Here is a 22,902-nt window from a genome sequence, read left to right on the forward strand (position 1 = left end):
AATTTTTTTATCTTTGATGCCCGGGTTTTTTCAGATCATGCCTCAAGGTTAATATGATTACAGTGTCATAAATCTACAACATGCCCAGAGAAAAGATAATAGCCGGAGGTCTTGAAGGTGACGGGATTGAGGGGCATAAAAAGAGATCAGGTGAGAAAAGCTCTGTTTATGATTCTCTACAGTCCCGTGATACAGAAAAACACAGCGAGGATATGGATAGTCCTTCTGCTGAGTTTGAATCTTCAAAGACAAAAAAGCGATCATCAAAAACAGTCTCTGATGAAAAGACTGATATATTTGAGAGTGATTTCGGATCTGTCAGATCTAAAAGCGGATATAAGGCAGATTCATCTATTGGGAGCAGTTCAGATATTTTTTCAAACGGATTTGGATCAAAAGATGCAGGGTGGATGTCAGGGCGAAAGGCAAAGACACCTGAAAACCGTCCGGGAGCACCATTTGAAGAAAAAGCCGGGAAAGAATCTGATAAAAATAAATCTGCTGATATATTTGAGACTAAAATTGCAAAAAATCCTCTTGAACCGGATAGCGAGGGTTTTAGCGTTCCGGAGAAATCTGAGAGAGCTTCACCTGAGAAAAATTCTGATCCCTTCTATACCGGATTTGGATATTCAAATCAAAGAGAGAAAAAAGAAGAGATGTCTAAAAAATCTCCAAAATCTCAATTAGGGATGGAGCCTGATAGAAATGCACAGTCCTCTAAGAAAAAGGAGAAGAAAAATGCTGACGGCATAGATGATGAGGATGATCTCTTCAGCTGAATAGGAGGGGAAATTTTCCCCTTAAATCCGGGTTTAGGGCGGTTTATGATTTTGATAATCTCTCTACCTGTCCCTGAACAGCTCTTAACAAACTTCTGACTCTAAAAATTCAATATCTTTTAAATCACTGACTATTATCTCAGCGTTGCCGTTGTATACTGAAACAAGACCTGTTGCTTTGATAATCTTCTTATCTGAAAGGAAATTATCTGAAAATAAATCCTCGTAATCTGCACCAAGCCTGAAAAATATATCAGGCCCGCTGGTTTTAATTATTAAGTGCCCGCCGGTGTTTGTTTTATAAATTTCTGATACATTTGCGGTTAAAACAACAAGTTCGCCTTCTGCTGATGAATTTGTATATGTTTTTGCAAACGAGGATTTGTCTGCTGTTGAGAGTATGAGGTGAGATGCCAAAACAGCAAAGAAAACTATTATCAAAAGCATTAATGCAAATTTTTCTTCCTTTTCAAAATTCATGCACAATTCCTGAATTAGATTTTTAACATTTTAAATGCTGTTAATTTATTGTTTTTTTATTGATTATATATTGTTTATTTTTGTTTATTTTTGTTTATTTTTGTTTATTTTTGTTTATTTTTGTTTATTTTTGTTTATTTTTGTTTATTTTTGTTTATTTTTGTTTATTTTTGTTTATTTTTGTTTTTTACTGTTATTACTAAACTGCCTTTTTGGTGTGTAATTTAGACAAATTAGCATAAATTTAAACAAATTAACTCAAATTTACGCAAATTAACACAAATTTAAAGAAATTTAGATATGTTTACATTACATGTTCAGCTCCACAATTCTCTGGCTGATTATCTGTGGAGGGACTGTGAAGGCAATATTAAGAGGATTTAGTGATTTTGGCGTAAAATCTACAGAAAACTTCTGATAAGGCGCTACATTGAATTTTGGATATACGAGAATTGTAAAAATTTCGTTTGGTTCGAGGATATTATCAGAATCTGCTGATGCAAGCGGAATCAGGCCTGACTTATCAGCAATTGTCCATGATGATTTAGGAAGAGGCCTTAAATCAGAATATTTTAGTTCTTCTGTATTTTGAGAATCTGAATTCAGTCTGAAGAGAATCACTGTATCTTCAAGATTAATGGAGATCTGTTTTCCGAAAGATAGCCTGAGAGGTATTGTGCAGGCTCCAAGATTTGCACTTACAGGCTCTTTTGGTATTAGTTCAACACCTTCAAAGACTCCGCCTTTATTTTGTGCACCGTAACATGTACCGTCTCTTATTAGTATTTCCGCGGTCTCGTCTGTCGCAAATCCGATAATTCCACCGGGTGATTCAGCACTGTTTTGGGCGTTTTTGTTTTTAGAAAAAATATCCGGCATTACTGCTCCAAATACGATACTGGCGCAAAGGTATATGAAGATGCACAGAAATGCGGTTAAAATTATTATTTCAAGACCGGTTAATGCCTCATTTCCGGGTTCATTTTTCATTATACAAAATATTGTCTTCTGATATTATTTATATCACCTCTGTCTTTTTTTTGAAGTTTTGTTTGTAATGATTAGTCTGTAATAAATCTCAAAACTCAAAAGAGACATAATAATTAATTTTGTGCGATGAAAAACGCACTTCTCATGCCGGATTTATATGATACTATTATCCAAAAAATTGGTTTTATCAAATATAACTACATGCGGGTTTACCATGAAAATTACTTTGTATTTTTACATGAAATATGATATAAGACATAATTTCATGAATTTTTTATATCCAAATGTTCATATTCAGGAATAGCAAATTTTTAGACAGGTCTTTTAATGAAAGTTAAATCTGTCATTTATCTTACATTCATCTTATTTTTGATATTTTTTGGTATATTTGTTATTGTATCTTCCAATAACGAATTAAGAGCAGGGACTGGAATATATATCGCAGACTACGGTCTTGAAAACAACAGGTACGAATGGGGCATTTCCGCATGCGACTGGGCTTTGGAGGATAATCCTGAGAATAATGAAATACTGATTAGGAAAGTAAAACTTCTGGCAGCCCTTGAAAGATATGATGAAGCATACATGCTTCAAAAGAAGGTTATATCCGGCGATGCTTCAAAAGCAGTATCTGACTGGGAGAGGCTTGGATATCTGGGAGTAAAGACCGGGGATTATAAAGGAGCAGTTTTAGCGTATGAGTCTGCTCTGTCCTGTACAATTGAAGAAGAAAAGTCAGGTAAAATGGATATTAGTGACAATGAGAAAAAAGCCGATCTTTTGATAAAACTTCAGCGTTATGATGAAGCGATTTTGATATATCAGTCGCTTGTTGAAAAAGAACCTGAAAATCCGTCCATCTGGATAGGTCTTGGAGATGCATATCTTTACAAGTCGCTTCTTGCAAGCGGACAGCTAAAAGACATGTACAGCACGCTTAGTCTTGAGAGACCGGAAGAGAAAAAATCCGCATCTTTTGACATGTCTTCATTTGAGTCACACAGAAAAGCAGTTGATGCCTACAACAAGGCAGTTGAGCTCGATCCAATGGTATATCCAATTATTGCGGCAAAGATTCTTGGAAACTACGAGAAGACAATAAACAATTATCAGGATATTCTTAAAGGGATGAACGGATAAAAAAATTACTCCAAAATTTTTTAATTTCTCATCCGCTAATACCTGTGTCCGCTATAATTTTTGAAGTCTGCTAAAACCCCAAAATCACATTTACCATTAAAATCACTTTGTGATTTACATGAAACTGTTGCATGAAACCTTAGTTTCATGAACTTTTTTTAAAAATCAGATTATTAAAGCTTTGCTGAATCCGCAGACGTTTTGTAGGGAGGATCTGTTATTGTTATGTAAATCAGTGACCCATCACCTGTATTTTCAAGGCTCTGGTGTGCCCCTGGCGGAATGTATACAGTATCCATGCCCTTAACAGTCATTATGTTTCTATTAATCTGAAGATTTCCTTTTCCGGAGATGAAATACATCACCTCAGTTGTCCCTTCAAGAATGTGCGGACTTGTGAGGCTGTTTTTTGGAATCAGTGACAATGCAATTCCAATATTCATATCAGAATCAATATTGTTCTCTTTTAGTATTTCAGGATCTAAAATTTTGTAAATTTCAACATCATCAAAAAAAATCTCCTTTTTTAAATCAGCAGATCTTATTAAAAGTGCCTTTTCATCCGGATATAAAGTTCTGTCTTCAAAGAGTGACTCATTTAAAAAAACCTCGTTTGACTCATCAAACGGAGGTGATGTCAGTGAAAGATATGTTAAATCTGACATGCCTGTGTTTTTAAGCTTCTGACAGGAATCTTCAGGAATGAAAAGGGCATCTCCTGATTTTAAATTAGACGTAACACCGTTAATTTCGGCAGTTCCATTCCCCGATAATATATATATTGTCTCTGAAGTATTTTTAAGAGTATGAAGGAAATTTTCCTTTCCGTACGGGACAATTACATGAGAAAGTTCATAGTTTATTAAAGGATATTTGCCGGCCTCTTTGAAAAATGCAGGTGATATAATATTCTTAATCAGGGTGCTTTCAAAGACACGAATATTCATCAGATTATTGGTGGATTTGATAAAATATGCAGTGTTTTTTGTATCTTCATAAGAATCCTGATTCCCGGGCTCTTTGTTATTCTGACTGATACAGCCGGACACTGTTATCAGGGCTATTAAAAATATTATTGCAAAAGGGCGCAAAGTGTCCATTGTTTAGCATTTATAAAATGATTTTGTAATAAATATGCCGGATGTGATCTCTCCCTGTAAGAATAGCATATAAAGCAGTTGAAAAAAATTTCTAATCGAACCAGAGGGCGCACACTATTGCATATCAAACAGGCATATAAGAAGTAAGAAAATCTTCTCCGTTGAAGACCTGATTTTGTAAAAATTAGTAAAAATTTGTGTTTAAAAATTTATAAAAGTCCGAATGATTTTAATGTAACATCCGGATTAATTGCACCTGTGCGATAGACCTTTCCTTCTGAAAGTTCGTTAATAACGACCTCTGCCGGAGAGAAAAGTGACGTGTCAATCTTGTAGAAGTCAAAGTCTGCGGCTTTGAATGTGTCATAGAAAGGCTCTCCGTATGAGCTTGATTTGTTGGACGGAATCTTGTCAAGATAGTCAACAATCTCTGGTGCTCTCATTGTAAGATATATCTGACCGTGGTAAATTGTTGCATCGTTTGTGCATCCCATTGCACGTGTTGAGTCCTTCTTGACAGGCGGGATAGGTGCTGTTCCAATCGCTGATTCAATCTTTTTGGTGTCAAATCCAAGTTCATTTAATTTGTAAACCGCTGTTTCAACACAGCGTCCGGCAACCTGAATTGAGCCGACAATTGATGCTGTTGGTGCTACAAGTGCACAGACATTAGAAACGTCAACTTTACACTTGTCAGCAATTAACTCCATTACTTCGCCGTTTGGAAGAGTATCTGATTCAAGGCAGATTACTGCGTAATCGCATTCGTCTTCGTATTCAATGACTTCATATGTGTGCTTTGGCATGAGAGAGAGTGCACGTGCAGGACCGCTTCCCATTGCAAAAAAACTTCCTTCTTTTACAGTCCAGCCTGCTTTTTGTGAGCCTAAGCATGAGATTGCCGGAAAGTCGGTGTTTACATCTATAAAAGGCATTGGAACGTCTTTTATGTGCCCGTTTCTGAATGTGACTTCAGCAAGGCCGCCCATGCAAATCTCTGTAAAGCGCTTTCCTGCGAGGTATCCGCCTTTTGTGCTTACACCGCAGTCAATAAGGCGGGCACCGTTGTCAAGCTGGTGGAATTCTACATTGTAGTCTTCCGGATATTCTGCAAGCTCTTCGAAGATGTCAAGAGCAAGTTCATTTACGCTAATCATTAGAATAATCTCCTGATTCATAAATGAACGAACAAAATAGATAAGTATTGTTAATTGTAGCACAGGCTGTATTTATGGCAAAATCGCAATAATACGGTCAGGATCGTAGCGGAGTGTAATTACCCGCGTTCTGCCTCTTCCTTCCCTGTAATTTAGGTTTATAAGCCGCATTGAATCAAACTTTTTAACCATTTCATAATAGCGTGTGTAGCCTGTTTTTGTCTCTTTCTTAAATTCTTCAAAAACAGAACCGGCACTCATCTCTTTTTCATCAAGTGAAATTTGGGCAAGAACCTTTAGGAGGTTTTTTTCTTCTGCTGATAGTGTTTTTACTGTTTGTGAAAGATGTATGTATTTTGAGATAGTGTATGCGCGGCAGATATCGTCTTTTTCAATCTCTTTTCTTGCATCAATCTCTGCATTAAGAGCGGATCGCTTCAACAGATCAATTCCTACACGGAGATCTCCGCTTTTCATGGTCTGTTCTACAACAACTTCAAGCATTGAGTTTGATAAAACTCCCGGATAAAGCCCCTGTTTTACACGTTCGTCTAAAATATCCGAGATTTCTGTGGCCTCATACGGCGGAAAATAAATCTCTGAGGGGCGAAATACAGACGAGACCCTCTGGTCAACCTCCTGCATAAGATCTATATTCATATCAGAAATTACTGTTATAATCCCGATTCTGACACCTTCGTTTGACTCATGTGAACGAAGGAGTGTGTATAAGACTTTGTTAATCTCTTTTTCATACAGGAGATAGTTTGCATCGTCGAGGCAGACTAAGAGAACTGCATCATTTTCAACTACAAGTTTGCAGACCATATCAAAGAGATTTTTAAAGGATGTACCTGAAGCAGGCGGAGGGCGGTTTGTAAGTTTTTTATAAATTTGAGAAAAAATTGAAAATTTTGTATTGTCTATCTGGCAGTTTATGTAAACCGGAATCAGCTTTTTTGTCTGCTCTTCAATCTCTGAAAAGAGCTTTTTAATTGAGGTCGTTTTTCCGGTTCCCGGAAGTCCTCTGCATATAATGTTTAGAGGTCTTGCCCCTCTAAGTCCCGGACGCACATTTAATGCAAGCTCTCTTACCTGACTGTCGCGGAAATTGAACTGCTCGGGGATATAGTCTGTTTCAAATACCTCTATATCGCGAAAAAGTGTTTCATCCCACATGAGCAGATCTTTTTTCATGTATGAATTTTATTGACCTGAATTGTATTAATTTCTATCATCTGGTTTAGAATTAAATCTAAATCACGTGGTGCTCTGAATCGATAAAAAAAGAGAAAAATGAAATTTTACTCTCTAAAAATACTTAAATTATGACATCCAGAAAAATTAACAGAAAAATTATGATATATGAAAAACTTTAAGAAATCATGATGCCTTTTAATTCTCACAATCATTCAATTTTAAGAAAAAAATTCAGAAGAAAAAAAAATCTGAATAAAAAATTAGGGCAGATGATGAAAGTTACCCCCACTGAAAACGCCTTTTAGGAGGCTTTGGTGATGAAGCAGGGTACTGATGCCCTTTAACTTTACATGAAAGTTACTTCATAGCTTAAATGGAAAGTTGTATTAAAATAAAATTTCATGGACGTTTTTAGAGAAATTTAAGATATTACACTTAAAAATAAAAAAATTAAAAATATTCTAATAGTTTAAATCTGTCTTCAGGCGGATTTAAGGCCGAAGAAAATGTTTAAAAAGTCTTTGGCGTCAATTGTTTTAAAACCGCCCTTCTCTTCTGCCTCTTTTTCAGAATAAACACTGCATTCATCAACACCTCTGCCTCTGATGGCGAAAGGAACAGGATCTTTTGTATGGGTCTTGAATGCCACAGGTGTCGGGTGATCAGGAAGGACGGCTATCATCAAATCCTCAATCTCAAAAAATCTCCCCGAAACTTCGTCAAGACGCTCTATTGCAAGCACTTTTTCCTTTATGCTTCCAAGATGTCCTGCCTCATCCGGTGCTTCGACATGCATGTAAACAAAGTCAATATCCTCCTCTGTTAATGCCTTAACCGCGTATTCTGCCTTTGCTTCGTAGTCAGTGTCCAGGTAGCCGGTAGCGCCCGGAACTTTAATTACCTTCATTTCTGCGCATTTTGCAATGCCGTTTAGTAAATCGACTGCAGAGATAATCCCGCCGGAAAGACCGTATTTTTCTCTGAAGCTTTCAATAGAAGGTTTTTTACCGCCGCTCCAGGGCCATATTTCTGTTGCGGGAGTTTTTCCGTCTGCGATTCTCTTTTTGTTCACCGGATGGTCTTTAAAGACTTCGCGGCTTATTTCAACACATTTAAGAAGAATTTCTGAATCATCGCCTGTTGGAAGATTCTCTGAAATATTCTGGCCGACTATGTCATGCGGAGCTTTTGTTATTGATCCTTTAGCGTTTTTAAGCACAAGGAGGTTTCTGTAGCTTATGCCGGAATATGCCTTTACTGATTCTGGCAGATATTCGTTTAAGGTCTTAAAAAGCTGTGCACTTTCTTCTGAAGAGATATGGCCGGCTGTAAAATCAGCCATAATTCCGTCTTTTACTGCCACGATATTACAACGGTATGCAAAAGCACCCTCTTTTAAATCAATTCCCATACTAACGGCCTCAAGCGGCCCTCTTCCGGTGTAGCATTCCTCTGCGTTGTATCCAAGCACACCTAAATTTGCAACATCGCTTCCGGGTTCACATGAGTCAGGAACGGTTTTTAACATCCCGCACTTTCCTTCTTTTGCGATTCTGTCAAAATTTGGAGTTTTTGCATATTCAAGAGGGGTTTTTCCTCCCAGCTCATCTACTGGCCAGTCTGCCATACCATCGCCAAGAATTAAAATATATTTCATTTCAGTCACTTTCCGGTTATTTTGTTTTCATATCGCAGGTTTAGCTTTGAATTATTAGCTTTGAATTTTAAGATGAATTATCTGACATTTATATTATCTGATTATCAAATTCGCTGTTTAATATCAGCTGTTTTGCCAATTTTTCCATTCTGATTTTAGTTTTCCATCTCTAAAAGAAGTGTCTTTACAGCAGAACGGACTGACTCTTTTGAATTTGTAGCCGGCTTCCACCCAAGATTCTTTAGCTTGTCAACGCCCAACTGCATTTTTGGAACGTCTCCAACCCAGCCGCGGTCTCCGCCTGTGTATCTGAATTCAACATCTTCAAGACCAGACTCACAAACTACAATTTCGGCAAGTTCTTTAACAGAAATCCAGTCTTCTGAACCGATGTTGAAGAAATTGAAGGTCTCATCTGAATTTTCTGTGGCAAATAATACAGCATCTACGCAGGCCTCTACCGAGAAGTATGATTTTGACTGTTTGCCGTCACCTAAAATCTCAAGGACTTTTGGATTTTCCTTTAGTTTGTGAACGAAATCCCATATAACTCCGTGATTACTTCTTTTTCCTATGATGTTTGCAAATCGAAAAACCCATGCTTTCATGCCAAAAGTATAAGCATATGATGAGATCATCGCTTCGCAGGCAAGCTTTGTTCCGGCGTAAATTGAGATTGGAATCATAGGTGAGTAGTTTTCCGGCGTTGGAATTACTTCTGCCTCTCCATAGACTGTTGAGGTGGATGTAAAGACAATTTCTTTCACATTGTTCTTTCTCATAGCCTCAAGAACATTTATTGTTGCTGTTACATTACGTTGATACACAGATTCCGGAATCCCTGCACTTGCCCTTACATCCGGGTCAGCGGCAATGTGATATACTCTGTCAGCACCGGAAAAATTCTCTTCCCAGCCGTTTGATAAAAGATCAGCCTGCAGGAATTCAACCTTTCCGGATTTGATATGCTCACTTATGTTATCTGTATTTCCTGCTGACAGGTTATCTATTACAAGTATCCTGTCCCCTTTTTTTACAAGGGCATCAACAAGATTTGATCCAATAAATCCTGCACCACCTGTTACGATTGAAAACATAATTGTTAATGTTTTGTGCTTCTAGGCTTTTGATTTTATGCAAAAGTTGCATTCAGTGAATTTGTTAAAAACGTTCATGAAACTAAGGTTTCATGCAACAGTTTCACGTAAATCACAAAGTGATTTTCATGGAAAATGACTAAAATTTTCCCGGCATTTTTTAATGCACAAAATTTTCGTTCTTTTTTTGGGTAGTTTAAGCTTTAAGGGAAAGTCTGGAGATGAGATTTAAGGTAAGGCTCACCGTTTTAAAAAAAGAAAGAAAAGTTTTTTGGAATCAGAGATTCGCCGGAATAATTATTTACGGACTCCGTTCCAGAGATATGTAGTCTTATTAGCGTCGTTTTCGTGTTCCCAAGTTCCGTTGAATGAATTTTTGTCAGCTGACATTACAAATTCAATCGTACCGGATGTTCCCGGAATACCATTCTCAGTCTCAGACCATATGCCTGTCAGAGTGGCCCCGTCAACAGTACCTGTGATTGATCCTGTGAAATTATATTCGGGATTAATATAGGCTCCGGTTACCGATGAGCCCGTCTGTGTGAACGTAATGTCATCCCCCTGCACCAGGGTTGCATGATCTGCAGATGTCCATGTCGTGCTCCATATGCCTGACCAGGACTTTGCCTCAACAGCAGGTGTTGCCGGTGTTTTATCGGATGTGCCAGTGCAACCGGCAGCCATCAGCATGAGACAGGCAAGGCCGGCAAGAATGAGAAACAATTTTTTGTTCATAAATCACCATTTAGATTAAGTTATTCTTTATCGACTCATGTAATTAAAACTGCCTAAAATTATTTTTTACGATGTCAGATATCCCTCCCGCTCCTGACAGTCATCAAAATTATGTCCTATTATAGTTATATAAAAGATACAATGGATGGAAAGGCATCAGCAGAGCTTCTAACTAAAGTAAGGTCGGAAAATCCTGTAATACACCATATAACCAATTATGTAACTGTTAATGACTGCGCAAATATAACAATCTGCGTTGGGGCATCGCCTGTGATGGCAGACTCGCCTGATGAAGTGGAAGAGATGGTGAAGATTGCAGGAGCTCTTGTCCTAAATATAGGAACTCTCAATAAAGAGCTTGTTGAATCGATGCTTATCGCCGGAAAAGCGGCAAATGATTTAGACATTCCTGTAATCCTTGATCCTGTCGGTGTTGGAGCAACCAGGCTTCGGACAGACAGTGCTCTAAGAATTATAGATGAACTGAAAATCTCCGTTATAAAAGGAAATGCCGGAGAGATAGGTGTTTTGGCCGGCGAAAAAGCAACAGTGAGGGGTGTTGATTCAGGTACACTTGAAGGCTCTTTTGCAGGTGTCGCACTGAAGTGTTCTGAACTTACTGGAGCAGTTGTTGCAATAAGTGGTGAGAAGGATATTGTAACTGATGGAAAAACAGTTCTTTCTATTGAAAACGGTCATTATATGATGGGAAACCTGTCCGGAACAGGTTGTATGGCGGCATCTCTTTCAGGTGCATTCGCGGCGGTTTCAGGCAATTATGTTGAATCAACCGCATCTGCACTTTCATTGTTCGGACTTTGCGGAGAGAAAGCATCGGTCTATGCAAAAGGGCCTTATTCATACCGCACCGGTATTTGTGATGAATTATTCAGGCTAAAGCCTGTTGAACTTGCTGTTGATGCAAAAATAAAAGACATAACCGGCAATTTAGAATGACATATTCGTTATATGTGCTAACCGATGAGGAGATTTCAGGCGGGGTTTCTCATGTAAAAATAGCAGAGCTTTCTTATGCAGGCGGTGCCGACTGCGTCCAGCTTCGCGGAAAAAATACCCCTTTCGATTCTCTTCTAACATCTGCCAAAGAAATTTGCCGGATAAGAGACAAATACAGTCGTCTTTTTTTTGTAAACGATAATATTGAGGTTGCGATAAAATCCGGTGCAGACGGTGTTCATCTTGGGCAGGGCGATATGCCGGTTAGTGAAGCACGGGATATTTCACCCGAAGGTTTCTTAATCGGAATTTCGGTTGGTAACTTATCTGAGGCCATAAAAGGTGAAGCGGATGGTGCTGACTACATCGCCTTAAGTCCGACCTTTAATACTTCATCAAAAGCTGATGCAGGTCCTGGAAACGGTCTTTTTGAGCTTAAAAAAATTTGTGAGAATGTGTCGGTTCCTGTAATAGGAATTGGCGGAATAGGGCTTTTTAACGCATGCGATGTTATAAGAGCAGGTGCATCAGGATGTGCTGTTATATCCGCTGTTGTTGCACAAAATGACATAAAATCGGCCGCATCCAGTCTGAAAGCAAAAATTTCTGAAGAGAAACTGAGGCTTGGAAGATTTTGATTCTGGCTTTAAAAGAATAGATATATTTTATGATAAAAAAAAGAATTAGAGGATATTTCTCTGATTTGTAACTGAGAAATTTCATACAGATACTGCCTGGATGAAATAATTATATTTTATTCTGATTTAACTATCAATAAATCAGGCATGCGGGCATTTTTCACGGAGTTTTAATATGGAATCTTCTAATCGGTCTGATTTTTTAAAAAAAGGTATCAGTGGTCTTCAGATTCTTTTTGTAGCGTTTGGAGCACTTGTTTTGGTGCCACTTATAACAGGTCTTGACCCAAGTGTTGCACTTTTCACTGCGGGTCTTGGAACACTTATCTTTCAGGTTGTTACAAGATGGAAAGTGCCTATATTTCTGGCCTCGTCTTTTGCATTTATTCCTGCAATAACATACGGGGTTTCTGCATGGGGCATTCCGTCCACAATGTGCGGTCTTGCCGCCGCCGGTCTTTTTTATGTTGTTTTGAGTTTTGTTATCAGGTATTTCGGTGTTGGAATTGTGCACAAAATTTTCCCTCCTATTGTTGTCGGACCTGTGATTGCGGTCATTGGTCTGTCACTTGCACCAACCGCTGTTTCACAGGCGCTTGGACAGTCAGGAGATGTGCAGTTAATTCCTCTTGAAACATCACTGATAATTGCGGCTGTCTCTCTTCTCACAACAATTGCTTTTTTTGCATATGCAAAAGGCTGGCTTAAGCTTGTTCCGATTCTCTTTGGAATTGCGGCAGGATATATTGTATCGCTTTTGTTTGGAGTTGTTAAGTTTGAAAGCATTTTTGAGAGTGCATGGGTAGAAGTTCCACACTTTGTGCTTCCGGAGTGGAATCTTGCGGCGATAATTTTCATCGTTCCGTTTGCAATCGCACCTGCAATTGAGCATTTCGGCGATATACTTGCGATAAGCTCGGTTACAGGAAAGGATTATCTAAAAGATCCCGGAATTCACAAAACTATGCTTGGTGACGGTATCGCAACATTTGCCGCATCATTCTTAAGCGGCCCGCCAAATACCACATATTCAGAGGTTACAGGTGCGGTTGCGCTGACAAAATCATATAATCCTTTCATAATGACAGCGGCCGCAATCTTTGCAATTATTTTTGCATTCATAGGAAAGATTGGCGCATTTTTGCAGACAATTCCGCTTCCTGTTATGGGCGGTGTTATGATTCTTCTCTTTGGACTTATTGCAAGTCTTGGTATTGATCAGCTTGTTCGAAACAAAGTCGATCTTAGAAATAACAAGAACTTAATTATCCTCTCAATTGTCCTTGTAACAGGAATTGGCGGTCTTTTTGTCCCAATAGGAGATGCAGAGATTGCAGGTGTCGGTCTTGCGGCAATACTTGGAGTTATTCTAAACCTTGTTCTTCCTGAGCCAAAGGAAGAGGCAAACGAAGATAAAATGGGAGTTGAACTATAAGATGGCTGTAATTTCTGTTTCCCATCCTCTGGTAACTCATAAGCTTGGAATGCTTCGCTGTATTAATACAAATTCAAAGGATTTCAGGGAGCTTATAACAGAACTTACAACTTTTCTTACATATGAGGCGACAAAGAACTTTGAACTTGAAGAGACTTCTGTTCCCGGATGGGAGGGAAAGCCGGTAGCGGTTAAAAAAATGGCCGGAATCGATCCTTCAATTGTACCTGTTTTCAGAGCCGGAATAGGGATGCAGGAAGGATTTTTACAGGTGATTCCCACAGCTAAAATAAGCTATATGGGCTATTATCGTGATGAGGAAACGTTAAAGCCAAAGCTTTACTATGCAAAATTTGCATCTGATATCAGCAAAAGAAGAGTCTATGTTCTTGACCCTATGCTTGCAACCGGAGGAACAACATCTTCTGTATGCAGTCTGCTTAAAAAAGAAGGTTGCAGTGACATCAAAGTTCTCTGTATTCTTGCCGCACCGGAGGGAATTTCAAGAATGGAGGCTGATCATCCTGATGTTGATATAATGCCTGCCGTTATTGACTCCCACCTGAATGAAAAAGGATACATTGTTCCGGGTCTTGGCGATGCCGGCGACAGGCTTTTTGGAACAAAATAATTTTTTTTGATTTTTTTGATTCTTTTCCTTTGATTATAATTTCACAATATCATTTTTTAGCAGTCCTGTTTCTGCGTTTCATGAAGAGACTTACTAATCCGGCACTAAAAATTACAGTAAATAAAGGGATTGGTGATTGTTTTGTCTGCTTTAGTGGAGATTTTTCATCCGGTATAACATCTGATTGTTTAGTATCAGATGAGAGGTCTGTAAGTCCTTTCAAACCGGCATCGGGATTACAAAAATAATATAACTCATTATCTGTGATTGCCACAATACCGGTGCCTTCGGATGATATGGCAACACCTTTTATCCGGTTATCACAGGAAAATGTCCCTGTTTCGTTTCCTTTATCATTTAAAAGAATGAGAGACTCGCCCATGGCAAAGACCGAATGCCGGCCGTTTTTGGATAATGAAAAGACCGTGGCGGATATCGGATGGGGCAAAGTCTGCTGGTATTTTGTAATATAATTCCACCTGAGTCCTCCTGACTGGTTATAGCCAGAGACGGCTTTGGTTGTTCGTAACACTATCTCTTCTCCATTATAGGAAATCTTGCTTTCTGCAAATTTTGTTCCTTGCGGTAAAGTCTTGTTCCAGAGAATATTTCCTATATTATCCAGAAAATAAAGCCTTCTTTGGGATGGACTGGACAGGCAGACATAATTTCCGTCATCTGAAATTTTTATATCACAGGACTCCAAAAATTTATTTTCCCATAATATGGAACCGCTTTGGTTCAGGCAGAATACTCCACCGTTTTCTGTTACAGCGACAATATATTCGCAATCGTCTGATATGTCAAGCGAGATTACAGGAGAGATAACCGGGTGATTCCACATGATTGATCCATTCCTATTTACGCATGTGATATTTTCATGAGACCCGAATACACTGTATAAACCGTCTGACGAGACTGCCAGATTGTATATAAATGTCCTGATTGAATGATTCCATAATTCCTCACCCTGCCTGTTTAAGAGGGTTAACCTTTTTTTGGGATTTGATGCTGGAGAAGAACCCGCATCTGAAATTACAAGATAGTTTCCGTCGGGTGAAAGGCTTAAAGCGAGAATTTCAGAGTTTTCATTTCTGGCTGTTTTGTTCCAAAAAACTATTCCTGACTCATCTATGAAATATATGCTGCCGTCAAATGTTGCTGTAGCAACGCTGCTGCCATCATCCGAAATGGCCAGAAATTCTAAAGAGTGACCGCCTGTATCCTGAATGTTCTGGTCAATTTCGGTAAGGTTTGATACCCACAGGGGAGATAATGCCTGGGCGGGAATAATGATGACTGCGATTAATATTAAAAAAATTAGAAATTTGGGTGAATATCCGGGTTTAATAAACACTCCTCCTGCTTAATTTTAAATATTGATTTCATATGTGGGATGTGAAATAATGATATATTGTTCCTCTGGAAGAAACTTCCAAATTCTCTGGATGATTTCATTGACTCTATTATAATGATAGTCATTAATACGAGCCTCTGTGATTGCCTTTATCTGAGTTGTTTTTAATGAACTATCTTTATCAATACTTTTCGAGATAGATCTATATTGATGTAACCGGGTTAATCTCTCAGAAATCTTTTTACTCTCAGTTTCAGTCATCCCGTCCAGATATGTTACTTTTGGCATTTTTACTATCATTTCTGAGAGCTCTTTGTCACTTAATCTGTTTCCTTCAGTATCAAAAAGATACGGGCTTCTCTTTAATTCTGTATCGATTCCTACTATGTCTTCATTGGAGGAAAGATTTTCATTTAAATGATTTTCAGATTCTGAACTAACTGCCGGAACAAAAATCGCTCCCAATAGTGCCATAACCATCAGCAGGTAAAAAGCCCGCATTACTTTTTTCGTTTTCATGGTTTTCGTCTCCATTTTTTTTTTCATGCCCCCGGAGACTAAAAATACAGAAGCTTTTTTGTAGGTTTAAGCTTAATTACTGTTATGCCTCCGGGCAGGCAGGGGTTTTCGCTGTTTCTGAAACTAACTCTGGCAAAAATCCCTGTGCAACACCTTTTTGATGCTATAGTGAGGACTTTGTTTTAGTATAATAAATGGATTATGTCCATATTATCGAACTGTTTGTCTTTTATTCCAATACTAATAACGGATGTTAAAATTGTGGAGATATTTTCAGGATTATTTATTTTTATTCCTGAAAGAATTACAGGAATTATGTGAATTGCCCTTGTAAGAATAAAATGTAAGGATTTCTGTTTTATTTTTATCATTATTCAGAACCGGTTAATACTGGGTAAATCAACTGTCATGTGGGAAACCATATTTTACTGCTATTGAATGCAAAAGCGGTACCGTTCCCGTCATAAAGGCGTGTGTAATTTTCCAGTCGTTCCTTTCCATAAAGATCTCCGGGTATAACAACCTCAAATCTCTCAACAATTTCCTGCGTTTCATTGACATAGAAATAAACATCAATGCCCCGGTAAACAACCCAAAGCGTTGGTCCGGAGCTCTTATTCCATCCTTTTGGTCTGGATGGCATAAAATCAATTACTCCTTTGATATCGCTTCCATGACTAAGCATCTCCTGAACATTTTTATCGCACAGGCCAATTCGTGCCACAAAAGATGCATTTGTAATAATCGATTCGGAACCGAGATATGGCACAGTAGAGACATTAACCCCGGAGATCCATTCATCAGAGAGATTGCATTGTGTCGTATTATTAATTAATTGAGACGGCTGAACTGCCGTTTTGGTGTCAGTATCAATACAGCATGCGGAAAAAATAACGAGAAAAAGCGTAAAAAGCAAAAGAAAAAATATTTTTTTTAGAATATTATAGTTAGTCATACAGCCCCTCCGTATCTATTATTGAATAGGACGGATACAGGTAGAAGATGGTTGTATCATTGTAAATCATAGCTACTGTTGAATTTGAACTATTACTCTTTATATTAAACACATACCACCGGTTTGTCCCTTTGTCCTTTACTTTATGATAACCTAAAGGAAGCGGACCGGAAACCGGTTCTGATATCCATCCGACCGCATCACTGTAACCTCTGGCAGCAGTCATACTCTGTTCATCGATACTCAGATAAAATGACAGCTGATCTTTCTTAAACTCCAATTCTGCAGATATTTTATCTGTCATATCTTCATTAACAGGTCCTGATACAGAAGCAATATTCCATCCGTTTTCAAGAAGAACCCCTGCCCGCGGATCATCTAATGCAATATCAATAATGGATTCAATTTTAGTGGGAGAATTTTCAATATCACTTACCTCAATCGCCGACAGGTTGAGAGAAATTGATGAGCTCGCGTTATTGTAATAAAAAGTAACTGGGCCGGTTTCACTTGCCTGAACGCTGCCGGGTTCACCGGTACATCCCGTCGTGACCAGGACTGCCGTAAAAACAAAAATAACAGCGAGTATTTTTTTCATTACCCTCACCCTCAACTTCTCCGAAATTATTTAGGCGCAGATGCAGCAGCATCTTCATTTTGCATGCATGACATATTGCTGGCAAATATTTTAATATCATATTTAATCAAATCAATATTATTTGCTCTTATTGATTATTCCAGGATCAACCGTTGCAGGATCTATTGTTCCAAATTCACTTCCGATTTGAATTACTTTTCCACTATAGTCTATTAATATGGAATATAAAATTGGTCTTTTCTGTCCGGTGTCTATTGAGATTTTCACTATATAGACTTCCTGTTTGTCCGATTCACCCGGGGCATAATATTGAGCCAGTCCATAATCAAGAATTTCATATTCATATCCATTAATGAGACTCGCTACCTCAGGATCATCAAGTATTATAGTTGTTAATTCATCGCCGGAGAACTCTTTTTCAGATATGCATCCTGAAGACAGAATAATGGCGACAAAAAAAAATAGTAAAATGTGGTGATAGATCATTTCATCCTCCTCAATTCAATCAATAATGGAGGTGTTCTTTCCAATAATGTCTTTTCATCAACTTTATCAGCACTGGTTTCTGATAGAACTTCCTTATCAGCACTAACCGCCGGAACGAAAATCGCTCCGATAAGTGCCATTACCAAAAGCAGGCTCAACGCCCGCGATACTTTCTTTTCTTTCATGTTTTTCGTCTCCATTCTTTTTCATGCCTCCGGAGACAGGATCGTCAAAGGTTTCAAGTAATTAAAAACCCTAATTACAGTTTGCCCCCGGGCATGCAGCGGGGTCCGGTCAGTTCCTCAAAGATTATGGCGGGGCCCCTGCAACACCTCTTCTGGATGTTCCATGGATGACTTTTCGTTCAGCACAATATAAATTCCATAGCCCGATCGTTGAATTGTTTCAATATCATCAAAATTAAGTTTAATTTGGAATCTTACTGGTTCTTAAAAACGATTTGGCTATAAATACAACATCTTTAGATTTTGAAATATTTTCATACTGCTGATCAAAGTTTTCAAATGCACTATTATTGAATTGTTTGTCCTCAATAATAACCAGTCTGGATGGATAAATTATAATCCCTTCATTTTTAAGTGAATCGGCTATTAAAACCTCTGCCTCATTCGACAGAGAATTTAAACTTACAGGATAATAATTTGTCTGGCTATTGTTAAAATTGATTTTTTCATAAAATATCCATCCGTATGTTGAAAGATCTATGTAATGATTCAAATCTTCCGGTATCTTATCAGAATCTGAAGATAAATTAACATAATAATTCATATAATATGTATCCATAGAGTCCCGGATTCTAAAAGCAGAAATTGAACCAAATTCATTATTCAATAACTGATTTATTTCTCCATCGGTTGTATCATTTTTAAAACCGATTGTCGGGTACCAATATCTCTCTGAATTATCAGCATTACTATAATACGGATCGCAGAACCTGTTTTTTGATCTCACCTTTACGACGGATATAAAATCATAATCATCATTTATCTGGTTAAGAGATGATACAATCCGTTGTTTTACATCAGAACTGTCTCCGCCATAACAAATCATAATTTTTAAATCTTCATCTTCATTCAAATTCCTGCCATAACTGATTTTCCATACAATATCCATATCTCCAAAATATTTATTCATCAGAAATTTAATTTCAGAATAATCTACACTGGAATTTAAAATCAATTCAGGGTACCAATCTTCACCGAGCATTTCTGCATCTGACTTTGTGAACAGGTATTTTTCTGTTGGACTTTCTAATGAACAGATCTCCTGTGTACATTGATTTTCTGCCTCATCTCCACTTAAAATCCAGTTTATCGATAAAATCACGATTAAGACTATAACTATAACGATAATTAACTCCGATAATTTCCGGGGATTTTTTATAAATTTCATGTTTGGAAAATATTTATTAAATTAATTATTTAATTACCAGTCAACAAAAATCCATTCCTGAATCCCGGCTGTATCAAAATTTTCCCAATATCTCTCAGAGAATATTTCATCACCAATCATATATTTTCCAGGATCATATACTCTAAAATACTCAGAATCACCAGAATAAAAATAACCGGCAATTGCTCTTGCATGTGCACCAAATCCGGCAGACACTCCCGAGGCAATTGGATTTTCATTATCACGGATATGATCTTTGCCTTGATAATATACTATCTGCCCGCCACTCCTATAAAGCGTAGGAAGTTGAAGTCCGTCAGGATCATTTGTATAATATTCTAATTCCGAATCATGACCCGGAGTACCTTTCGGGTTACCATACTGATCAATTGAGTCCATAATTTCAGCTATAGTCGTATATGAATCAGAAACTCCAAACCAGTATGCAATCATTTTTCCTGTAGTAACAGTACACCAATATTCATTTGGTTGTGTGAGAAGATTTGCCTGATTCCATAAATCCATATATTCCGAAGCTTTAGATACTCCTGCTTTCTCATTAAATTGTTCATCCCATGATTTGATCTTCTCATCAATATTTGAAGGATCAAGGCTGGCATAATATGAATGCCCATCTATCGATTTGTTTTTATCAGTACTGTCAAATATGGTTTCACCGTCCTGATCTACGATTATTTCCCTCAATTGGTCATTATGTCCTTTTATTTCCAACATTACGTATAAATATTGATAATCATATTCAACAAGTTGTGAGCTTATGATCTTTTCTGAAGACAACGCCTTCTTCTCAAAACTCTTTACTGAATCGCTTAGTAATTTATCATAGCATATTTCATCAGGACTATCCATAATTATTGATACCGGCCCGCCAAGGACTTTGCTGGCAGTTGCCTTTATATAACCCAGATTTTCTCCATTTTTTTCAATTGGGAATTGGTAATATAAAAGCAGGCCATTTATATCATATATCAAAACAGGTTCATTTTTAAGCATATCAACTGAATAAACATCCTTTGAAATTGCGCCGCTATAAATAAATTTATTGAATTCATTTTTAGCTCCGATAAACGCATTATCCTGAGATACTGAATATTTTTCCACAGTTTCAATATCCACCGCACTAACCGCCGGAACGAAAATCGCCCCGACAAGAACCATTACCAATAGCAGGTAAAAAGCCCGCATTACATTTTTCGTTTTCATGTTTTCGTCTCCTTTTATTTTTCATGTCCCCGGAGACAGGATCGTCAAAGGTTTCAAGTAGTTTTAAGCTTAATTACAGTTATGCCCCCGGGCACGCAGGGGTTTTCGCCGTTCTTGATCGGTCGGGCAAAACCCTGCAACACCTTTTAGATGCTACATTGATGACTTTGATTCTGCATAATAAATTTATTATGTCCAAATCATGCAACTGAGTATTTCTCCAATTTGGATGTCTTTAAACCTTTTTAGCAGATTTCATATTCCGGTAAAAACTATCTACACATTATTCCTTCAGGAAATACCTGATATAAAAATCAAAATCCAGATTACAGATAATATTCCTGCAATAATCAATTGTAATTTTTCCTTCCCGGAAGCCAAAAAACCAATTAATCCAAGGCAGATTAATAGCATCAGATTATACCCCGTGAATAATAGTAAATGACTCAGATTCAAAAAATCATGAAAATTAGCCGATAAAAGAATTAAAAAAATCAAAAATGCATAAGATACGATTCCGGAAAGAGGAGCACGGAATCTGTCACCCGTTTTATATCCATAAAAAAAGACTCCGGTTGGATATAAAATAACTAATAAAATACCACTTATTCCTGAATAAAATGAATTTTCCATACTTAACAAATAATATACAATACAAAGAACAGCAAAAAACAAAATATAAGAAAAAAGGAGGATGTTGTTTTTTTCAAACAGTTTTTGATATCTCATCCTTCATTCACCAGTAAAAGATTCTTGTACACATCCCATTATTATACGGGCTTGCTACATAATTGTTGAGAGAATAATCATCTTCATAGACATGCCACAAGGTATCCCCTACTTGATCATAAAATCCTGCAACTTCCTCTTCTGCATTTTCAAATCCGTCAGCCTCATGAGGAGCCCATGTGTCATGATGAGCTGCTCCGATAACATCTCCATCATTCATCTGCCATAATCTGAGGTGCCAGCCACCGAAAACCCTTAGAGGATCGTCTGCGAGTCCATCATCCGCTTTCCATCCACTGTCATAAATATAGTATGTGTCTTCAGCAATAATATCCCACCATCCTTCATTGAGAATCTCCGTTTTCACTGTATTTAGGTTGTTGCTTTCCCATGCTATATTGACAGGTTCATCTAATTGATGATATGAATCTCCAACTTTTTCCCAAATCCACTGAGGATAATCATAGCTTTTAGAATACACAGGAGGATCATTTTCCAATGTGAAAACATCATATGAGGATTTTGTAGAAGTATAATGTTTGCCTTCAACAAGGTTTAATTTTTTTACATAATCCAAATCAACTTTATAAGAAATAGTTTTCTCTAATTGCCCCACATTGAACCTTGCTTTCAATTCTGAGCCAGAATATATGTTTTTAACATATAATATCTCATCACTGACATAATATTCAGTTGTATGTTCTACAAGAATTGTATGTTCTTTTTCCCATTCACTTACTATTCTGGGACTGGTTTTTTCTGCACTTACAGCCTGTACCAGGACTACACTTACTATAAGTGCTATAAATAGCAGGCTCAAAGCCCGCATACCTTTTTTCGTTTTCATGTTTTCATCTCCTTTTATTTTTCATGCCCCCCGGAGACAGGATCGTCAAAGGTTTCAAGTAGTTTTTGAGCCCAACTACATTATGCCTCCGGGCAGGCAGGGGTTTTCGCCGTTTCTGAAACTAACTCTGGCAAAAATCCCTGTGCAACACCTTTTTGATGCTACAGTGAGGACTTTGCTTTAGTATAATAAATGGATTATGTCCATATTATCGAACTGTTTGTCTTTCAGTTCGATGATTTGGACATAAAAGGTAAATATCACTAATATCCATATTAAAATATATAAATTTGGAAGTGGTTTTATGCTAAGGAAATTAGGAATTTCTGCATTATTATTGATGTTTTGTATATCATTCGCATCAGGCGCGGCGGCTGAAGAAAAAACTGATGCCTTTTATACAGGTGATTTGGAAGGCTATACCATAACGCCGGCAAAAGACTCCGTTGGAGATTCAGGTCAGAAGTATATCTATGATACAATTATGCAGGGTGAGACCAACTGGCACACCAAAAATGTCAATTCACATGTTACTGTCCTAAATGTTGATTTAAACTGGGGAGATTCGTCGGATTCCTTAAGGCTTGGAATATACACTCCTGACTGGCAGTACCTCGGAGAATTTTATGATAGTGCAGATGGAAAAGTAAATGGAAGAATCAATATTGATATCTCAAATCCGGCCGGCATAGCAGAGGGAACCTGGCATTATGAAGTCTATGGATATAGCGTTTTCGAAACTGAAGATTATTATCTATAATATCTTTTTAAA

General features: G+C 37.7%; 26 protein-coding genes. 7 read left to right on the forward strand and 19 right to left on the reverse strand.

The features are described from left to right. Window positions 1-80: 80 nt before the first annotated feature. On the forward strand, window positions 81-782 hold the full coding sequence (locus L1994_RS10945; RefSeq protein ID WP_278099474.1) for a hypothetical protein: 702 nt from the start codon (window positions 81-83) through the stop codon (window positions 780-782). A gap of 84 nt (window positions 783-866) precedes the next feature. Here L1994_RS10945 and L1994_RS10950 read toward each other — a convergent pair whose 3' ends face one another. Together L1994_RS10950 and L1994_RS10955 are read right to left on the reverse strand one after the other, a co-directional pair. Then, on the reverse strand, window positions 867-1,262 hold the full coding sequence (locus tag L1994_RS10950; RefSeq protein WP_278099475.1) for a hypothetical protein: 396 nt from the start codon (window positions 1,260-1,262) through the stop codon (window positions 867-869). Window positions 1,263-1,571: 309 nt separating this feature from the next. After that, on the reverse strand, window positions 1,572-2,252 hold the full coding sequence (locus L1994_RS10955; protein ID WP_278099476.1) for a hypothetical protein: 681 nt from the start codon (window positions 2,250-2,252) through the stop codon (window positions 1,572-1,574). 327 nt (window positions 2,253-2,579) lie between these two features. Between L1994_RS10955 and L1994_RS10960 the strand changes: the two genes are divergently transcribed. Beyond that, window positions 2,580-3,392: a tetratricopeptide repeat protein gene (locus tag L1994_RS10960; protein ID WP_278099477.1), complete on the forward strand. Its 813-nt coding sequence runs from the start codon at window positions 2,580-2,582 to the stop codon at window positions 3,390-3,392. Between the two features lie 173 nt (window positions 3,393-3,565). On the opposite strand, the gene L1994_RS10965 is transcribed toward L1994_RS10960, so the two are convergent. The 6 genes from L1994_RS10965 to L1994_RS10990 form a co-directional block, all read right to left on the reverse strand. Beyond that, the gene (locus L1994_RS10965; RefSeq protein ID WP_278099478.1) at window positions 3,566-4,492 is read right to left on the reverse strand and encodes a cupin domain-containing protein; all 927 of its coding nucleotides are present in this window, start codon (window positions 4,490-4,492) and stop codon (window positions 3,566-3,568) included. A 209-nt stretch (window positions 4,493-4,701) separates the two neighbouring features. Further along, the gene (gene mch, locus L1994_RS10970) at window positions 4,702-5,649 is read right to left on the reverse strand and encodes a methenyltetrahydromethanopterin cyclohydrolase (RefSeq protein ID WP_278099479.1); all 948 of its coding nucleotides are present in this window, start codon (window positions 5,647-5,649) and stop codon (window positions 4,702-4,704) included. Window positions 5,650-5,721: 72 nt separating this feature from the next. Continuing rightward, complete coding sequence (locus tag L1994_RS10975) at window positions 5,722-6,846, reverse strand: ORC1-type DNA replication protein (protein ID WP_278099480.1); 1,125 nt, start codon at window positions 6,844-6,846, stop codon at window positions 5,722-5,724. 484 nt (window positions 6,847-7,330) lie between these two features. Beyond that, a complete protein-coding gene (locus L1994_RS10980) occupies window positions 7,331-8,506 on the reverse strand; it encodes a cofactor-independent phosphoglycerate mutase (RefSeq protein WP_278099481.1) in 1,176 nt (391 codons plus the stop codon). 155 nt (window positions 8,507-8,661) lie between these two features. Next, the gene (locus tag L1994_RS10985; RefSeq protein WP_278099482.1) at window positions 8,662-9,603 is read right to left on the reverse strand and encodes an NAD-dependent epimerase/dehydratase family protein; all 942 of its coding nucleotides are present in this window, start codon (window positions 9,601-9,603) and stop codon (window positions 8,662-8,664) included. Window positions 9,604-9,900: 297 nt separating this feature from the next. After that, the gene (locus L1994_RS10990; protein ID WP_278099483.1) at window positions 9,901-10,341 is read right to left on the reverse strand and encodes a hypothetical protein; all 441 of its coding nucleotides are present in this window, start codon (window positions 10,339-10,341) and stop codon (window positions 9,901-9,903) included. Window positions 10,342-10,482: 141 nt separating this feature from the next. Between L1994_RS10990 and thiM the strand changes: the two genes are divergently transcribed. The 4 genes from thiM (at window position 10,483) to upp (ending at window position 14,002) form a co-directional block, all read left to right on the forward strand. Then, window positions 10,483-11,298, forward strand: coding sequence for a hydroxyethylthiazole kinase (thiM, locus tag L1994_RS10995; protein ID WP_278099484.1), 816 nt, complete (start codon window positions 10,483-10,485; stop codon window positions 11,296-11,298). After that, window positions 11,295-11,936, forward strand: a complete 642-nt coding sequence (gene thiE, locus L1994_RS11000; protein WP_278099485.1) for a thiamine phosphate synthase — start codon at window positions 11,295-11,297, stop codon at window positions 11,934-11,936. The genes thiM and thiE overlap by 4 nt, the downstream gene beginning before the upstream one ends. A 175-nt stretch (window positions 11,937-12,111) precedes the next feature. Next, window positions 12,112-13,371 carry a uracil-xanthine permease family protein gene (locus tag L1994_RS11005; RefSeq protein WP_278099486.1) on the forward strand — a complete coding sequence of 420 codons (1,260 nt, stop codon included), beginning with the start codon at window positions 12,112-12,114 and terminating at the stop codon, window positions 13,369-13,371. Between the two features lies 1 nt (window position 13,372). Next, window positions 13,373-14,002, forward strand: a complete 630-nt coding sequence (upp, locus tag L1994_RS11010) for a uracil phosphoribosyltransferase (protein WP_278099487.1) — start codon at window positions 13,373-13,375, stop codon at window positions 14,000-14,002. 49 nt (window positions 14,003-14,051) lie between these two features. Here upp and L1994_RS11015 read toward each other — a convergent pair whose 3' ends face one another. The 11 genes from L1994_RS11015 to L1994_RS11065 all read right to left on the reverse strand — a co-directional run bounded on the left by L1994_RS11015 (window position 14,052) and on the right by L1994_RS11065 (window position 22,130). Continuing rightward, a complete protein-coding gene (locus L1994_RS11015) occupies window positions 14,052-15,359 on the reverse strand; it encodes a WD40 repeat domain-containing protein (protein ID WP_278099488.1) in 1,308 nt (435 codons plus the stop codon). Between the two features lie 15 nt (window positions 15,360-15,374). After that, window positions 15,375-15,878: a hypothetical protein gene (locus tag L1994_RS11020; protein WP_278099489.1), complete on the reverse strand. Its 504-nt coding sequence runs from the start codon at window positions 15,876-15,878 to the stop codon at window positions 15,375-15,377. 182 nt (window positions 15,879-16,060) lie between these two features. Beyond that, window positions 16,061-16,249 (reverse strand): hypothetical protein, encoded by a 189-nt coding sequence (locus tag L1994_RS11025; protein WP_278099490.1) that lies wholly within the window; start codon window positions 16,247-16,249, stop codon window positions 16,061-16,063. 35 nt (window positions 16,250-16,284) lie between these two features. Beyond that, on the reverse strand, window positions 16,285-16,833 hold the full coding sequence (locus L1994_RS11030) for a hypothetical protein (protein WP_278099491.1): 549 nt from the start codon (window positions 16,831-16,833) through the stop codon (window positions 16,285-16,287). Beyond that, window positions 16,826-17,431, reverse strand: a complete 606-nt coding sequence (locus L1994_RS11035) for a hypothetical protein (RefSeq protein WP_278099492.1) — start codon at window positions 17,429-17,431, stop codon at window positions 16,826-16,828. Before L1994_RS11035 ends, L1994_RS11030 begins: the two co-directional genes overlap by 8 nt. Window positions 17,432-17,548: 117 nt before the next feature. After that, on the reverse strand, window positions 17,549-17,917 hold the full coding sequence (locus L1994_RS11040; protein ID WP_278099493.1) for a hypothetical protein: 369 nt from the start codon (window positions 17,915-17,917) through the stop codon (window positions 17,549-17,551). Further along, on the reverse strand, window positions 17,914-18,102 hold the full coding sequence (locus tag L1994_RS11045; protein WP_278099494.1) for a hypothetical protein: 189 nt from the start codon (window positions 18,100-18,102) through the stop codon (window positions 17,914-17,916). The genes L1994_RS11040 and L1994_RS11045 overlap by 4 nt, the downstream gene beginning before the upstream one ends. Window positions 18,103-18,343: 241 nt before the next feature. Continuing rightward, entirely contained in the window at window positions 18,344-19,330 is a 987-nt protein-coding gene (locus L1994_RS11050) for a hypothetical protein (protein WP_278099495.1), read from the reverse strand. 33 nt (window positions 19,331-19,363) lie between these two features. Next, the gene (locus L1994_RS11055; protein ID WP_278099496.1) at window positions 19,364-20,467 is read right to left on the reverse strand and encodes a hypothetical protein; all 1,104 of its coding nucleotides are present in this window, start codon (window positions 20,465-20,467) and stop codon (window positions 19,364-19,366) included. A 378-nt stretch (window positions 20,468-20,845) separates the two neighbouring features. Further along, complete coding sequence (locus L1994_RS11060; protein WP_278099497.1) at window positions 20,846-20,968, reverse strand: hypothetical protein; 123 nt, start codon at window positions 20,966-20,968, stop codon at window positions 20,846-20,848. Between the two features lie 322 nt (window positions 20,969-21,290). Then, the gene (locus tag L1994_RS11065; RefSeq protein ID WP_278099498.1) at window positions 21,291-22,130 is read right to left on the reverse strand and encodes a hypothetical protein; all 840 of its coding nucleotides are present in this window, start codon (window positions 22,128-22,130) and stop codon (window positions 21,291-21,293) included. A gap of 304 nt (window positions 22,131-22,434) precedes the next feature. Between L1994_RS11065 and L1994_RS11070 the strand changes: the two genes are divergently transcribed. Further along, window positions 22,435-22,890 carry a peptidase domain-containing protein gene (locus L1994_RS11070; protein WP_278099499.1) on the forward strand — a complete coding sequence of 152 codons (456 nt, stop codon included), beginning with the start codon at window positions 22,435-22,437 and terminating at the stop codon, window positions 22,888-22,890. The last annotated feature ends 12 nt before the right edge of the window (window positions 22,891-22,902 follow it).

Origin of the sequence: Methanomicrobium antiquum (assembly GCF_029633915.1) — an archaeon.
GTDB lineage: Archaea > Halobacteriota > Methanomicrobia > Methanomicrobiales > Methanomicrobiaceae > Methanomicrobium > Methanomicrobium antiquum.

What these genes read in the sequence shown, in the direction of transcription:
- L1994_RS10945 (WP_278099474.1), top strand. Translation starts at nt 81, where the DNA reads ATGCCCAGAGAAAAGATAATAGCCGGAGGTCTTGAAGGTGACGGGATT.
- L1994_RS10950 (WP_278099475.1), bottom strand. Translation starts at nt 1,262, where the DNA reads ATGAATTTTGAAAAGGAAGAAAAATTTGCATTAATGCTTTTGATAATA.
- L1994_RS10955 (WP_278099476.1), bottom strand. Translation starts at nt 2,252, where the DNA reads ATGAAAAATGAACCCGGAAATGAGGCATTAACCGGTCTTGAAATAATA.
- L1994_RS10960 (WP_278099477.1), top strand. Translation starts at nt 2,580, where the DNA reads ATGAAAGTTAAATCTGTCATTTATCTTACATTCATCTTATTTTTGATA.
- L1994_RS10965 (WP_278099478.1), bottom strand. Translation starts at nt 4,492, where the DNA reads ATGGACACTTTGCGCCCTTTTGCAATAATATTTTTAATAGCCCTGATA.
- mch (WP_278099479.1), bottom strand. Translation starts at nt 5,649, where the DNA reads ATGATTAGCGTAAATGAACTTGCTCTTGACATCTTCGAAGAGCTTGCA.
- L1994_RS10975 (WP_278099480.1), bottom strand. Translation starts at nt 6,846, where the DNA reads ATGAAAAAAGATCTGCTCATGTGGGATGAAACACTTTTTCGCGATATA.
- L1994_RS10980 (WP_278099481.1), bottom strand. Translation starts at nt 8,506, where the DNA reads ATGAAATATATTTTAATTCTTGGCGATGGTATGGCAGACTGGCCAGTA.
- L1994_RS10985 (WP_278099482.1), bottom strand. Translation starts at nt 9,603, where the DNA reads ATGTTTTCAATCGTAACAGGTGGTGCAGGATTTATTGGATCAAATCTT.
- L1994_RS10990 (WP_278099483.1), bottom strand. Translation starts at nt 10,341, where the DNA reads ATGAACAAAAAATTGTTTCTCATTCTTGCCGGCCTTGCCTGTCTCATG.
- thiM (WP_278099484.1), top strand. Translation starts at nt 10,483, where the DNA reads ATGGATGGAAAGGCATCAGCAGAGCTTCTAACTAAAGTAAGGTCGGAA.
- thiE (WP_278099485.1), top strand. Translation starts at nt 11,295, where the DNA reads ATGACATATTCGTTATATGTGCTAACCGATGAGGAGATTTCAGGCGGG.
- L1994_RS11005 (WP_278099486.1), top strand. Translation starts at nt 12,112, where the DNA reads ATGGAATCTTCTAATCGGTCTGATTTTTTAAAAAAAGGTATCAGTGGT.
- upp (WP_278099487.1), top strand. Translation starts at nt 13,373, where the DNA reads ATGGCTGTAATTTCTGTTTCCCATCCTCTGGTAACTCATAAGCTTGGA.
- L1994_RS11020 (WP_278099489.1), bottom strand. Translation starts at nt 15,878, where the DNA reads ATGAAAACGAAAAAAGTAATGCGGGCTTTTTACCTGCTGATGGTTATG.
- L1994_RS11025 (WP_278099490.1), bottom strand. Translation starts at nt 16,249, where the DNA reads ATGATAAAAATAAAACAGAAATCCTTACATTTTATTCTTACAAGGGCA.
- L1994_RS11030 (WP_278099491.1), bottom strand. Translation starts at nt 16,833, where the DNA reads ATGACTAACTATAATATTCTAAAAAAAATATTTTTTCTTTTGCTTTTT.
- L1994_RS11035 (WP_278099492.1), bottom strand. Translation starts at nt 17,431, where the DNA reads ATGAAAAAAATACTCGCTGTTATTTTTGTTTTTACGGCAGTCCTGGTC.
- L1994_RS11040 (WP_278099493.1), bottom strand. Translation starts at nt 17,917, where the DNA reads ATGATCTATCACCACATTTTACTATTTTTTTTTGTCGCCATTATTCTG.
- L1994_RS11045 (WP_278099494.1), bottom strand. Translation starts at nt 18,102, where the DNA reads ATGAAAGAAAAGAAAGTATCGCGGGCGTTGAGCCTGCTTTTGGTAATG.
- L1994_RS11050 (WP_278099495.1), bottom strand. Translation starts at nt 19,330, where the DNA reads ATGAAATTTATAAAAAATCCCCGGAAATTATCGGAGTTAATTATCGTT.
- L1994_RS11060 (WP_278099497.1), bottom strand. Translation starts at nt 20,968, where the DNA reads ATGCTATTAATCTGCCTTGGATTAATTGGTTTTTTGGCTTCCGGGAAG.
- L1994_RS11065 (WP_278099498.1), bottom strand. Translation starts at nt 22,130, where the DNA reads ATGAAAACGAAAAAAGGTATGCGGGCTTTGAGCCTGCTATTTATAGCA.
- L1994_RS11070 (WP_278099499.1), top strand. Translation starts at nt 22,435, where the DNA reads ATGCTAAGGAAATTAGGAATTTCTGCATTATTATTGATGTTTTGTATA.